Origin of the sequence: Cohnella sp. SGD-V74 (assembly GCF_003001675.1) — a bacterium.
Taxonomy (GTDB): domain Bacteria; phylum Bacillota; class Bacilli; order Paenibacillales; family Paenibacillaceae; genus Cohnella.
On sequence record NZ_PVYW01000024.1, the window covers coordinates 1 to 14,082 of the forward strand.

The window sequence follows — 14,082 nt, forward strand, 5'->3', positions numbered from 1 at the left end:
GGATTTTTTATATAATCGCCATGAAAAACACTTATATTATTACATATATAGCTAATTGTAGTTATTTTCGCGTGAAGTTTTATGCAACGCTAGTGCGTGGCGCGAGCTTATGGTACGAGCCTGCGGGGCGATGGGTGAGATAAGCACGTGGCGCGAGCTTATGGTGCGAGCCTGCGGGGCGATGGGTCAAGCAAAAACCGCCTTCGGCGTCCTCAGGACGGTGATGAAGGCGGTTTTTGCGGAGAAGATTCAGATAACAATTTCGGGTTTTATTCTTTTTTAATCGTTCAAAAAAATGTGCCAATGTGCGTTTCTTTCGAGCAACCATCTTCGTTTGTGCGCAATTCGGGAGTCGTTAACCGACTCTTTAGAACATCGTCCTCCGTTTGAGCGCCATTCGGGAGTCGTTAACCGATTCTTTAGAACATCGCCCTCCGTTTGTGCGCCATTCGAGAGTCGTTAACCGATTCTTTAGAACATCGCCCTCCGTTCAAGCGCAATTCGGGAGACGTTAACCGATTCTTTAGAACATCGTCCTTCGTTCACGTTGCAAAAGCCTCCCCATCAAGCGTTTCGGTTGCTCGTGTTCTCCCCATCTCTCGCCGCCCTCCTTCCGTTATCGTTCAAATGCCGCTGTCGCTGCCGCCTCCCGCGAATACCGAGCTTCCGCGCTGCTCTCGCGCCCATGCGGCCACCCGAAGCGGGTCTCCCTCCCATAGGCGCTGACGTCCCCATTCCGTCGCCTCGGGCTTGCCGGCGCACGTGACGCGGATAACCGGAAACAGCCTGCTGGGCGACTCCGCGGGCAAGCCGCCAATGATCAGCTCGTCGTCCGTCTGGCTGAAGCTCAGCTTCTGTCCGGTCGTCAGCAGCGTGACGTCGGCGACCTTCGTCGCCAGATCCGCCAGGCGCAGCTCGGGACGACCGTCCCAGAAGCGGATGATCAAATAGAGCTCGTTGCCCTTCGTCGTCTGGCGCCCGCGCGTAATGAACTCCGTCAGATTGCCGCCGTCCGCCCCGTAGATCGCTTCGCCGTGCACGTCCAGCCAGGCGCCGATCTGCAGAGCGCGCTCCACGAACTCCGGCGGCAGCTGTCCGTCCGCCGTCGGACCGACGTTCAGCAGCAGGTTGCCCCCGTGGGCTCCGCCCTTCTCCGTGCATTCGCACAGCATATCGAGCAAGTAGTCCGCCGGTCTCCAGCGCTCGCCGAAAACATGCCCCCACAGACGCCAGGTCGTGACCTGGCAAGATTCCCACAGCCTGCTGCGGTCCGCCGCGACAAGATGCTCCGGCGTGCCGAAGTCGCCCAGCGCATCCGAATCGCCGGCTCCGATGCCGCCGTCCGCGCGGTAGCCGTCATGCTTGGACGAATACCCTACCCGGTTGTTGATCAGGATGTCCGGCTGAAGCTTGCGCATCTCCTCCATCAATTCCACGCTTTGCAAATCGTCCGCGTTGCGCGGCCATACGCCGTCGAAGAAAAAGTGATCGATTTGCCCGTAGTTGGTCAGCAATTCCTTGACCTGGTTGTGCAAGTAAGTTCTGACCGTCTCCCAGCCTTCGGGATTGGTTTGCGGACCTTCGAAATAGGCGGGAAGCCGCCAGTCGATCCACGAATAATAGAGTCCGATTCGGAGACCTTCCTTGCGGAAAGCGTCCACGACCTCGCGAACGAAATCCCGGCCGGCCGCTTGGCGCGCGCTGGAATAGTCGGTATAAGCGCTGTCCCACATGCAGAAGCCGTCGTGATGGCGAGTCGTAAAGCAGACGTATTTAAACCCGGCCTTGCGGGCGGTCTTCGCCCACAATTCGGCGTCGAAATGCTCGGGATTCCACGAGCAGGCCAGCGCTTCGTATTCTTGATGGTTCATATGCTCGCGGAACAGCACCTGTTCTCCCCGTCCTAAGCGAGAGTAGGGCCCCCAATGAATGAACAAGCCGTAGCGGCTTTCGGTAAACCACTTCCAGCGGTCTGGCACCTGAAATTGCGATTGCGTCATTTCCCCATTCCTCCTGCCGGCCGGTTGCCGGTCAATTCCGTATCGTTTCACCCTGCATCAGTTCGATTCGATGGTCGTCTCCCCCGGCCGATACACAGCAATCAGGGCTCCTGTCCCGTCTGCGGCGAACAGCACGGACCTCTCCGGCTCCAGTACGAAGCGATAGGCGCGTCCGGTCGTCGGGTCCTTGACGGCGAGGTCCAGCGATTCGGAGCTTTCCGAGACGAAAATGAACAATGCGCCCTCGCGAAAACGCAGCTTTCTTCCGAACACTCCCGGCTTATCCCCTCCGCTCAGCCATTCCAGCTCGGACGTCGGCCGCGCCAACTGAAGCGCAAAGCGGTACAGCGCTTCGACCGGCTCGGAGCGTCCGTTCAGTTCGACCGGCAGCGGGCAATGAATCAGCTTGCCGCGTCCGATGTCCGCGACCGTCACCTTGCCGACGCCGTCCTCGGCGCCGGCTTCGACTTCCTTGGCGGCTTCCGCGATGCGAAGATTGCCGAACGCGACAGAGTAGCGACGGCCGTCCAGCTCCAGCGTTTCCTCTCTGCGCACGTTCGCCGGTCGGAGCCGGCCGCTGCCGTTCAGCCGGTCCGTCCGCCTCCAGTAGGCATCAAGCCCGAGCGGTCCCGTGAACAGCAGCACGCAGCCGCTCCTGGAAACATGGTCGAGCAGCTTCTCCAGCGCGGCATCCTCGAAGTTGTGCGCGCTGGGCACGATGATCAGCTTCAGCTCTCCGCATCCGTCCAGATCGTTCAGATGGTATTCGCTGAGCGCCCGAAACGGCTGCTTGATGACGTGGCCGAGAAGACGGGAAGCCGCCGTCGTCGCGTCCATCGCCAGCTTGCGGTTGGAAAAGTCGTTGGAGTAGGGATAGACGACCGCGACCTCTTCCCGTTCACGCTCCTCGAACAGATGGCCGATTCGTCCCATGAATGCCCCGAAATCGTACGAAACGTCAGCCTCCGGCTTCTCCGTTCCGTCCGCTCTGATCGCTCCGATGTTGGACTCGTTGACGTTGTGCATATAGAAATTCGTGTTCCAGATCCACTGCACCGCTCCCGCGCCGCCCGTCGCGAAGGCGTATGCGTACTTGCGCTCCAGAATCGCCTTCAGCTCCGTCTCGCTGCGCTTGGCTTTGCCTTCCGGGGTCTCCACGTACATAATCCCCGTCTCCTGGATCAGATTGGGCTTGTGCGGCGTCTTCGTGAACACGCTGTCCCAGACGAGATGATCGTTCTGCCACCAGGTATGAACCGTCGTATAGTCTACAGCCTCGGCGTAGAAAAACGGCGACGGCCGCTGGCTGCAGATGCCCTCGTCCTGACCGACCGTGACGAGCTGCTCCGGCCGGATGGAGCGGATCGTGTCCACGAGCTCGCCCGCCCACCGATTGTGCATATCCATCGTGAACAGCGTATAGTCCAGCCATTTGGCGCTTTTCTTCGGATGAATGCTCGTCGGGCGAAAAGCTACCTCGTCCGTCTCCGGCGGAATCGCCGACGCGAAGTCCGGCAGCTCGTCCGGCGTCATGTTCCACAGCTCCTGGAGCCTGCGAATGTCTCCTCTGTGCCGTTTCTCCAGCCATTCGGAGAACAACCGGCGCTCGAAGCGGTCCCGAACCGTTTTCGGCCCCGCGAAGATGCGCTTCGGATCGAGCAGCGACGGCTCGTTGATCAAATCCCAATGCACGTGCGTCGAATTCCGATGGCGGGAAACGACGGCCGAGATAAAGCGCTTCTGCGCTTCCACGCTGCGGGGGTCCAAATACGGATTAACGCCTTCCCACGCCTCCGGAGCGAAGGCGAAGAACGTAAAGTTCACTTCCAGCCCGTGCTTCTTCGCCGTCAGGAAAAACGCGTCGATCGCCCGCATCACTTCCTCGTAGGGGTGGCCGTCCACGAACATCACCTTCCGCCACGCCGTCCAGATGCCGGTGCGCAGCAGATTGATGCCCGCCCGCGCCATCTGCGCCATATCGCGATCCCAGACGGAGGCGTTGGGCAAGAACAGAAACTTGCGCGCGACATCGGACGTCATGTAGGTCATGCCGACGATCGGCATCGGCTTGCCGTCGCGCCGGAAGTAATCGCGGTCCGCGCCCAGGAAGCCGCCCGAAGACAGCAGCTGCTCGTCGAAGCCCCAGAAGCCTTGGCCGAGAAGCCGAGCCTCTCCGTCCGAGGATACAGCGCGGCATTCGACCTCGTAATAACCCGGCTCGACCGCCAGCGGAACGTTGAGCCGGACGAAGCCGAGCTCGCGCCCCGCCTCCTCCGTCCGCTCCGTTTTCCACAAAGTCCGGTCGCCGTTCGCATTGTCCGGCCGTTCCACGGTCAGCGCCAGACTCCAGCGTCTCGATGGCGCGGGTGCTCCTGCAGACCCGGCTCGCCGGGCAAGAGATTGCAGCTGCAGCGTAAACGCGGGCTGCTCTCCGGGATAATACGTCGCGAAATGCGGCTTCAGCCACATCTCCGTTACGCCCTTGTCGCAGAATCGGCTCCATTCCGCCAATGCCCCGAGGCCGTCCGCCGACCACAGCGCCTCCTCCGGAGCAAGGTTAACGAACAGCCAGCGCCCGCCGGCGAAATCCCCCTTCGTATTTTCCAGAAGCACCGCCGGAGCGGCCACTTCGCGTCCCTGTTCAGACACCCCTTTCAGCAAGGCGTGAATATGAGCGTCCATCGGCCCGCTCGGACCGCCTTCGCCGGGATGGTCGTCCGCTTTCGTCGCGTGAAGCACGAAGCCGACGGTCGGCTGCACGCCGAACAGCTCTTCGCGACCGGCCAGCAGCGGAATCTGCTCCGAGGCGGCATAACGGGCGATCGGCGACGGGTCGACGGGCAGCGCCTCGTGGATGTTCAGCTTCTGGTGATAGGCGGTCTGCTCGTGCTCGCACCGCCACTTCTCTCCGTCCCGGTAGACGGGAATCCTTAGCGGCGTCCCGCCGATATGAAGCAGGTTGCCCCCGCGCCCCAGAAAGCCGAGCAGCGCCGTCCACGCCGACTTCGGAAAATAGGAGCCGTGCAGGTGGACGAGCGTGTCGGCCGTCTCCAGCGCTTCCGCCAGGGCGTCCGCGTTCACCGTCCCTCCGATGCCGCCCAGCGCGGCTGCGGCCTCGCCGCTCGGTCTGACGCCCGCAAACGGGAAGGAAGCGTCGTAAAATACAATCGTTGTCATGTTGTTCTGTCTCCTTTCGCCGTATCCGCCAGCAGTCCCCGCTCCGCCGCCTTCAGCACCAGTTGGGCGAACAGGCTGTTGGACCAAGCAAACCAAGGCCGCGTGTACCGCGAGGGGTCGGAGGCGTGAAAGCCTTCGTGCATATAGCCGGTGCCCGCATCGGTCGCTTCCAGCACGGAAAGCATCTCCAGCAGTTCCTCGTCGCTCCGGCTCGTCAGCCCCTGCATGGATAACGCCATCGGCCAAATATAGTCGGGCGGCGTGTGCGGGCTTCCGATGCCCTTAGCCGCGCTGCCTTCGTAATAATAAGGGTTGTTCGAGCTTAGAATGAAAGCCCGTGTATTCAAATAAATCGGATCGTCGGCCGAGGCATAGCCGAAATAAGGAATGGAAAGCAAGCTCGGCGTACCCGCATCGTCCATCAAGCGAAAGTTGCCCAGCCCGTCCGTCTCAAAGGCGTAGATCTCTCCGTATTCGGGGTGGCGGACGATTCCGTAACGAACGATCCCCTCATTCACTTCCTCCTCCAGCCTTGCCAGCTCCTTCAGATAATCCGCCGGCTCTCCGCGGCTCTCCGCCATCTCTCGCAATTGCCGAAGCGCCACGACGGCCATCATGTTGCCCGGGATAAAATAATGGTAGTCGCACGCGTCGTCGCTTGGGCGAAATCCCGACCAGATCATGCCCGTCCACCCGACCGGCGTCCCTCTCCCTCCATGATGGAGAGTGTCGTGGGGAGGACAGTTCGAGCGGCTGAACCGGTACGAGGAAAGCTCCTCATGACGCTGCTCCGTCGCGAACAGGTCCGACACCGTCCGAAGCGCGGCGACCAGTTCGGCGTCGAACAGCCCGTCGTCCCGCGTCGTTCGCCAGTAGGCGTATACGAGCCTGACGAAGAAACAAAGCGAATCCAGCTCGAATTTGCGTTCCCATACGAGCGGCGATACGGGAATGTCGGTGATATCGCCGGCATCCCAGTGATGACCGTTCGACTCTTCGTTAAAGGCGTTGGCATACGGATCGTGCAGCACGCACGCCGCCTGCCGCCGAATCAGGCCGAGCACGATGCGGCGCATCTCCCCGTCCCGCTCGGTCAGCGGAATATAGTGGAATACCTGCTCAACCGAATCCCGAAGCCACATGGCCGGAATATCTCCCGTAATGACGAAGGACGTTCCGTCCTCGCACAGCTTGGTCGTCGTCTCCAGCGTGTTCGGATAGCAATTGCGAAACAGGCGAAGCAAGCCGGGGCGGCTCTCCAGCCAGCTCTCGGCTTCCTTCAGAACGCCTTTCACGCTTGCGGGAAGCTCCAGCCTCGGCATCTCTACGACCGGCAGCTTATGGCTCTCATGCATAAGGGTTCATTGCCCTCCTTTCCGTCATGCCGTTTCCACGGATGGAACGGCCCGCAGCTCGGCCGTGTTCAAGTGCGCGGAGCTGCCGCCGATGCCGATGACGAAGAGGCCGGGCTCCACTTCGCCTTCCTTGTCCGGATGGATAATCTGGAGCGCCTCCTTCCCTAACGGGAAGGACACTTCGGCGCTTTCGCCCGGCTCCAGCAGCACTTTGCAGAAGCCCTTCAGCTCGCGTTCGGGTCGCGTATAGGACGAGACGACGTCGGTCACGTACAATTGAACGACTTCGGCTCCGGCTCTGTCGCCGGTATTCGTCACGGTCACGGCCGCATGGGTCGTTTCGTGCGCCTCGATGCTGTCCGTGCCGAGACGGACCGGACTATAGGCGAAAGTAGTGTAGCTGAGCCCGTGGCCGAACGGATATTGAGGCGTCAGATCGTATTCCAGATACCTCTTGCCCCGCGTCCGCTTGTTGTTGTACACGAGAGGCAGCTGCCCTTCATGGCGCGGAATCGTAATCGTCAGCTTGCCGGACGGATTGGCGTCCCCGAACAGCAGATCGGCGATGGCGTTGCCTCCTTCCTGTCCGGGATACCACGCTTCGAGAATCGCGTCGGCGCGCTCGTCGATCCACGGCTCGACGATGGGGCGGCCGTTGATATACACGACGACAAGCGGCTTGCCGGCCTGCTTCAGATGCCGGGCAAGCTCAAGCTGCACGCCGGACAAGCCGAGCGACACCCGGTCGATCCCTTCTCCGCAGTCCATGTCGCTTGCGGCCGAATCGCTGACCACGGATGCGCCGGTCCGAAGATCGATGGTGCCTTCCCCGAAATCCCTCGCGCTGGAGCCGCCGAGGACGAGCACGGTCAGATCCGCTTCCTCCGCCGCCGCGAGCGCCCGCTCGAAGCCTTCCCGGGACTGGCCGCGAATGCTGCAGCCCGGCGCGTACAGCACCTCTGCAGCGGTCCCCTTCAATTTGCCGACGATGCCGTCCAATACGGTCGAGACGTTCCCCCTCGCTTGCGGGGACGTATAATCGCCCAACTGATTGTACATCCGGTCGGCGTTCGGGCCGACGACGGCAATTTTGCGAATGACATCCGCGCGCAAGGGCAGCGTCCCGCGCTCGTTCTTGAGCAGCACCGCCCCTTCCGCTGCCGCCTGCCGAGCCAGATTCCGATGCTCCGGCCGGCCGATGATCGCGGCGCTCCCTTCCGGGTCGGCGTAGGGCCGCTCGAACAGTCCGAGACGGAACTTGGCCTTCAGCACGCGCAGAACGGCTTCGTCCAGCTCCTCGGACGACACGAGCCCTTTGTCCAGAGCGCTCTTCAGATGGCGCCCGAACATGCTCCCCGACATCTCCATGTCGATGCCGGCCCGCAGCGCAAGCGCCGAAGCCTCCGCTCCGTCCTCGGCCGATTGGTGTCCGTTCGCCAGCATATCGATAGCCCCGCAATCGGTAATGACAAAGCCGTCGAACCCCCACTGCCCGCGCAGCACGTCGGTCAGCAAATAGCGGTTCGACGTGCATGGCACGCCGTCGATTTCATTGTAAGCCGGCATGATGGACAAAGCCCCCGCCTGAACGCCCTTGCGGAACGGAGGAAGATCGATCTCATGCAGCTCGCGCGGACCGATATGCGCGGGCGCTCCGTTGCGGCCGCCTTCGGAAGCTCCGTATGCCGCAAAATGCTTCAGCGTAACGCCGAGGCTGCCCGGATCGTCAAGGCGCTCTCCCTGCATGGAAGACACGGCCGCGGCGGCCATTTCTCCTGCAAGATAAGGATCTTCGCCGTAGCATTCCTCCGTTCTGCCCCATCTCGGGTCCCGCACGACGTCCAGCACCGGAGAATAGGTGACCGCCCCTCCCTGTACGCGCGTCTCCAGCGCCACGGCCCGGCAGATCCGCTTGTACAGCTCGACGTTCCACATGCTGCCCATCGACAGCGGAACCGGGAATACCGTCGCGCCGATCGCCATATGTCCATGAGAGCACTCCTCCCCGAACAGAATCGGAATGCGGAGGCGAGAAGCTTCCATGACGAATTTCTGAATGACGTTGACCGCTTCCGCGCCCTCTCGGGGCGACAGCCCCGTGCTCAGCGTGACGCCCGTCCACGGGTCCGCCCGCAGCGTGCCGTACAGCGAGCCGACGCCCCGGCTGCGAACCTCTTCCTTGAAAGCGTCCGTCAGCTTAATTGGGCCTCCGTCGGGATTTCTATCGTACGTTTGCCACCCGAACAGCTGCGTCAGCTGACCGATTTTCTCGTCGACGTTCATGAGCTTGAGCAAGGCCGAGGCCCTGCTCGCCGGAGACAGCCCGCTATCCAAATGCTCCATCCTGCTCTCCCCTTTCGTTCGCGCTTCCTCAGCAAGCAAGGCCGCTCCCCCCGCTGGGAGACCGGCCTTGCTGGCGGACGGCGCTACCGTTTTTATCGGCTTGCCAGCCATTCCTTGAATTGCTTCTCGTATTCGGCGACGACCTTGTCCAGCCCCGCGGCCTTCATGTTGGCCAGCACCTTGTCGAACGCCTGCTCGTAGCTGACGACGCCGAAGCGGAGAGGCTCCACGCTGGTCTTCATCTCGGCTACCGTGTTGGCGTACTCCGCGGCCACGTTCGTCGGATCGAAATTAAAGCCGATCGTAATGCTGTTCAACGTATCGTCGGAAATCGTCGTTCTTCTCTCCAGCCGATCTTTGTCGTAATTGGTCGGGTAGCGGTTCATCTCGACGTGGCCGAGCAGCCAGTTAGCCAGCTCGTAGGAAGCTCCGCCGTTCTGGTTTTTCTTGAGCGTGTCCTTCAGATTGTCCCCGGTTTCCTTCCAGTGGACGTCTTTGATGCCGTACGTGACCAGATCGAAGTTTTCCTGCTTGGCGTACACCCAGTTCAGAAACTGGATCGCCGCTTCCGGATGCTTGGTCGTGGACGACACGCCGTTGGAATTGCGGATCGCGTAAGAACGGAACTTCGGACTGTCGGTCAAGTAGTACACCTTGTTCTCCGCATCCGGGAATCTCGCCTTGACGTCCTCGCTCAGCCCGACGTCGCCTTGACGGAACAAATAACGGCCGGCGATCTCCTCCTGATTAATGACCTCGCCCGGCACGGTCAAAATATCCGGATGAACGAGCTTGCGCTCATACAGTTGACGCATGAACGTAACGTCCTTCTTGAACTCCTCGGTCTCCAACCACGATTTCACGTTGCCTTCCTGATCGACGTAAATCATGTTCTCGACGACGGTGAACGGATACGTCTCGTAGGTTGGATGCAAGTAGTAGGCCGGCTCGCTCAGCATTTTAACGTAGACGTTCTTGTTGTCGTCCGGCCAAATTTCCTGGATTTTGGCTGCCGCCTCCAGCAGCTCCTCCGGAGATTTCGGCGGCTGCATCCCGGTGGCGGCAAGCAAATCGGAACGCATCGTCACCATGCCGTCGGAGAACGCGGTGTCCGCCCAGAAATTCGGAACGGAGATCGTCTGGCCTCCGATCTTGACCGAATCCCAGATCCAGTCGGGCATCGACTTCTTCAGATCGGGGCCGTATTTATCCAGCAAATCGTCGATCGGGATAATGCCGCCGTTCCCGGCCAGCAGCTGCGGACCTTTCGCATCGTGCATAATGGCGATCAATTCGAATTCCTCGCCGGTCGTCAGCATCAGGTTGGAGCGCTGATCCCAGACGTCCCAAGCCAAATAGATCGGCTGGTAGACCAGGTTCAGGCCGTCATCGGCCATCTTCTTGTTAATGGCCTCGACGACCACTGCGAGATCCTCCGGCTCATTGCCGGGAAGCAGGAAGCGCACGGGGAGCTTCTCTCCGGAAGACTTGCTCTCTTCCGCCGCCCCTCCCGTTGCGCTTGGCGCGGAATTGCCGCCGCCGGACGAACACGCCGCCAGCAACGAAATTACCAGTGCGAGCGATACCGCCAGCATGGCGTACTTGCGAATTGCTTTCATCTGTTGACCATCTCCCTCTTCGGATTTGACCCAATGGCCGATTCGTCATCGGTCCACCCCAGCGTAACGGGGGAGATTCGGCCCCGTAAACTTCAATAATGGTTACAGCTCGGATTTGAAATCGCGCGGATTGTTCAATCTTCGGACTTCAAATTCGGATACTCGTCCGCGCGGCTTCGAAATTGGGCAGGCGACAGGCGGTAGCGTTTTTTGAATAACGTGTAAAAATAGGTCGTATTGAAAATGCCCACCTTCTCGCTGATCGTCTGGATAGGAAGCTCGGTTTCCTGCAGCAGCTTGGCGGCCTCTTCGACGCGCACGCCGTTCAGGAAGTCGTTGAACGAGACGCCTTTATAGGATTTGAAAAGCTTGCCCAAGTAGCCCCGCGACAGATTGACCTCCCCGGCCATCCGTTCAAGCGACAGATCGGGATTCGGATAGTTGCTATAGACGCGGGCGCACACGCTGTCGATCAGTTCCTGGTGCTGAAGCTGCGTCGCCTCCTCCGGCTGCTCGCACAGACGGGTTACGATATCGCGCAGCGCCTCGGCGATCCCCTCCAGCGTTTCGTAAGCGGGCAGGCCCTTCATGAATTCCAGCAGCATTTCCGTATGGGCCGCTTCCTTGCGCGAGCCGGTCGCGAATTGCCTGTAGAGACCGGTCACCAGCTGATGCAGGTGGAACAGCGATTGATGGTAATCCCCTCCGGAATCGAGCCGACGGACGAATTGCTCCAATTCGTCCGCAGCCTTCCGGCTGTTGCCCGCGCGAATCGCTTCGAGCAGCCGTCTCTCCTCGACCTGCGGGTATTGCGAATCCTCCTCCGGCTTGTCCTCGGCATCCCCGTATTCGAAGATTTGCCCGCCTCCCCGGAAGAAGCGCAGCGCGGTGCACGCTTTGGCGCTCTGGTACGAAAGGCGAATTTCCTCGGGAGAAGACACGACCCGGCCAATTCCGACTGTAAGCGAAATCCAGAAGTATTTGCGGATATGGCTCTGAATTTCCATCAGCAGACCGATCAGCGACAACGGGAGATTCGGCTCGTCCAGCTGCAGCAGCAGGCCGATCTCCCCTTCCTCGACGATCACGATTTTGATCTGGACATGGCTTTCCAGCACTTCCTGGGCGACGTTGCATATCGCGTACTGAATGGCCGATTGCGTCTTGGCGGAATGCTTCAGCTGCATTTCCTTCAGCCCGTCGATTTCGAGAAGGACGACGGAGAAGCGGCTGCTCGCCCAGGACACCGGGAATTTATGCAGCATGTCCACCTGGCTTCCTTTCATATAGCGAAGCAAGTCCGCCCTCCTGGCGACAGACAGAGCCGATTCCATCACCGACAGCCGTTCCGTAATCGCCGAGAAGGTCGAGTCGATCAGCTCGAATTCGTTGAGGTTGCCGGCGCCTCTCTTGGATTGCTGCGGCGCGGTCATCTTGTCGAGCAGATTGCGCAGCGGATTAAACGTGCGGTTCGTCAGCCATACCGAAACAACGAAACACAGCGCGAAAATCGTCAGCGCGATAAACAGCGTCCACTGCCTGAGCTGGGACATGTTCTTAAGAAGCGAATCGTAACGGCTTGTGCTGATGAACACCCAGTTCATGCTGTCGGACTTCACATAGCTGACGATATGCTTCTTGCCGTCGATCGGCGTCGTAAAATATCCGCTGTCCGCGTCCGAGCCCAGAATGCTCTGTACATACGGCAGCTCGGACAGGTTGTCCATAAATTGCGACGGGTCGGTGTGCGTCATGACGGTGCCGTTATCGTTAATGACGTACAGGTTGTCGGCGTTCCCGCTCTTGTAGCCGCCAATCAGCCTCTGCACGTAATCTTCGTCGATATTGATGACGATCATGCTCTTGGAAGGCAGGTTCGGATACGCCCCCGGCGTCAGAACGAAGGTCAATACGTTCCGGGAGGCCTTCGTTCTGAGAGGATCGCTCACCGCGCGCGGGAAAAAATCGAAATAAAGCCGACTTCCGCTCTCTATGGCGCCGATCAGTTCAGCTTCGTCCTTCGCGGTCAAACCGAGCGTATTGGTGTATTGCTTCGTAAAGCCGTTGTACAAGCCTATAAATTGAACATAGGGAAACGTCGTCTGGATGCTGCGAAGCCTGGAATAGGCGCGGTATTCCTGCAGTCGATCCTGCTCCTTGCCGTACATCGTGCGGATAATATCCGAATCGTTCAACAGTTGGTCGCCCAGATTGCGGATCTGATCGCGAATGACGACCGACACGAAGCTGTTCTGTCTCAGCGTCGATTCGGCGATCCGGCCGACCTCCTTCGCCGTGCTGACGGAGAACAAGGCGTAGAGAACGCCGCATGCGACGGCGATGACGATGGCGGTCAGCAGCACGAACGTGAGGAACATTTGACGATATACGGAATAACGGATAATTCTTTGTCTGGCCTTCAACCCCCGCTCCCCCTGTCTTTGTCTCGTTGGACGTTCCCTAATTATATAGAAATTTTGAATTCGCGCAGCGGTCCGATGCTCAAAGTTGAAGTCAGTGTTCAAATTTGAAATGCCGATTGTTCATAATTCACAGCGGATTTGCCATTTTCGTAGTTTACCCTCGAACGCCGCGGCCCCTACACTTGCACTAAGCCCACATATTCACGAGAGGACGTGCACAGCCATGTCAGACATTCGCAAGCGCAAGGGAGTTCTGGGAGAACTCCTTCAGAATAAGGCAGCTTATTTGCTTGCTCTTCCCGCGGCCGTCTATACGGTCATATTCGGATATTTGACGATGCCTTATCTACTGATCGCCTTCCAGAAGTTCAATTACAAGACCGGATTGTTCAATTCCCCCTGGATCGGCTTCGACAACTTCCGTTTTTTCTTCGCGTCGCCCCGAGCTTGGGAAATTACATTCAACACGTTGAAGCTGAATACTCTGTTTATCGTCTTTGGCACGATAGCCGCGCTCCTGCTGGCGATTCTGTTTAACGAGCTGAAAAGCCGACTGTTCTCCAGAATCGCGCAATCCACGATCTTGTTTCCGCACTTTCTGTCGTGGGTCATCGTCAGCTACGTGCTGTACAGTCTGCTGTCCACGGAATACGGCATGGTCAACCGGATACTCGAAGCGATCGGAATGGAGCCGATCAACTGGTATTCGTCGCCCGGATATTGGACTTCGATTCTGGTCGGCACGCATATCTGGAAGGATATCGGCATCTCGCTCGTCATCTATCTGGCCGCGATCGCGGGCATAGACGAAAGCTATTACGAAGCGGGGCGAATCGACGGCGCGACCCGCATGCAGCTTATTCGTTACATTACGCTGCCGCTGCTGCTTCCGACCGTGATTATTCTGTCTCTGCTGGCGCTCGGGAAAATTATGTACGGAGGCTTCGACATGATTTACGCCATCGTCAAGGACAACGGCCTGCTGTACCCGACGACAGAGGTTATCGATACGTACGTGTTCCGTTCCCTTCGCAACATCGGCAATCCCGCGCAAGCGATGGCCATCGGTTTGTATCAGGCCGTCGTCGGCTTCATCCTAGTCTATACGAGCAACAAGGTTGTCCGCAAAATCAATCCCGATCATGCGTTATTTTAACGGAAGGAG

The 14,082-nt window shown here is 59.3% G+C and carries 7 protein-coding genes and 1 pseudogene; 1 reads left to right on the forward strand and 7 read right to left on the reverse strand.

Annotated elements, in window-relative coordinates; genetic code table 11:
* Positions 1-623: 623 nt before the first annotated feature.
* The 7 genes and pseudogenes from B0G52_RS28875 to B0G52_RS36755 form a co-directional block, all read right to left on the reverse strand.
* The gene (locus B0G52_RS28875; protein ID WP_094049827.1) at positions 624-2,000 is read right to left on the reverse strand and encodes an alpha-L-fucosidase; all 1,377 of its coding nucleotides are present in this window, start codon (positions 1,998-2,000) and stop codon (positions 624-626) included.
* Positions 2,001-2,057: 57 nt separating this feature from the next.
* Positions 2,058-5,177, reverse strand: a complete 3,120-nt coding sequence (locus tag B0G52_RS28880) for an alpha-amylase family protein (RefSeq protein ID WP_094049828.1) — start codon at positions 5,175-5,177, stop codon at positions 2,058-2,060.
* On the reverse strand, positions 5,174-6,532 hold the full coding sequence (locus B0G52_RS28885; RefSeq protein WP_158223922.1) for a glycoside hydrolase family 125 protein: 1,359 nt from the start codon (positions 6,530-6,532) through the stop codon (positions 5,174-5,176). The genes B0G52_RS28880 and B0G52_RS28885 overlap by 4 nt, the downstream gene beginning before the upstream one ends.
* 24 nt (positions 6,533-6,556) lie before the next feature.
* Complete coding sequence (locus tag B0G52_RS28890) at positions 6,557-8,875, reverse strand: glycoside hydrolase family 3 N-terminal domain-containing protein (RefSeq protein WP_094049830.1); 2,319 nt, start codon at positions 8,873-8,875, stop codon at positions 6,557-6,559.
* Positions 8,876-8,967: 92 nt separating this feature from the next.
* Entirely contained in the window at positions 8,968-10,494 is a 1,527-nt protein-coding gene (locus B0G52_RS28895) for a DUF3502 domain-containing protein (protein WP_233163168.1), read from the reverse strand.
* 134 nt (positions 10,495-10,628) lie between these two features.
* Positions 10,629-11,099, reverse strand: a complete 471-nt coding sequence (locus B0G52_RS36750) for a helix-turn-helix transcriptional regulator (protein ID WP_369827158.1) — start codon at positions 11,097-11,099, stop codon at positions 10,629-10,631.
* A 297-nt stretch (positions 11,100-11,396) separates the two neighbouring features.
* Positions 11,397-12,872, reverse strand: a pseudogene (locus B0G52_RS36755) (PDC sensor domain-containing protein); the annotation flags it as partial.
* A 268-nt stretch (positions 12,873-13,140) separates the two neighbouring features.
* Between B0G52_RS36755 and B0G52_RS28905 the strand changes: the two are divergent.
* The gene (locus B0G52_RS28905) at positions 13,141-14,073 is read left to right on the forward strand and encodes an ABC transporter permease (RefSeq protein WP_233163170.1); all 933 of its coding nucleotides are present in this window, start codon (positions 13,141-13,143) and stop codon (positions 14,071-14,073) included.
* Positions 14,074-14,082 lie beyond the last annotated feature (9 nt).

Coding starts and splice junctions, on each gene's coding strand:
- B0G52_RS28890 (WP_094049830.1), bottom strand. CDS start 8,875: ATGGAGCATTTGGATAGCGGGCTGTCTCCGGCGAGCAGGGCCTCGGCC.
- B0G52_RS28905 (WP_233163170.1), top strand. CDS start 13,141: ATGTCAGACATTCGCAAGCGCAAGGGAGTTCTGGGAGAACTCCTTCAG.
- B0G52_RS28880 (WP_094049828.1), bottom strand. CDS start 5,177: ATGACAACGATTGTATTTTACGACGCTTCCTTCCCGTTTGCGGGCGTC.
- B0G52_RS36750 (WP_369827158.1), bottom strand. CDS start 11,099: ATGCTGCTGGAATTCATGAAGGGCCTGCCCGCTTACGAAACGCTGGAG.
- B0G52_RS28885 (WP_158223922.1), bottom strand. CDS start 6,532: ATGCATGAGAGCCATAAGCTGCCGGTCGTAGAGATGCCGAGGCTGGAG.
- B0G52_RS28895 (WP_233163168.1), bottom strand. CDS start 10,494: ATGAAAGCAATTCGCAAGTACGCCATGCTGGCGGTATCGCTCGCACTG.
- B0G52_RS28875 (WP_094049827.1), bottom strand. CDS start 2,000: ATGACGCAATCGCAATTTCAGGTGCCAGACCGCTGGAAGTGGTTTACC.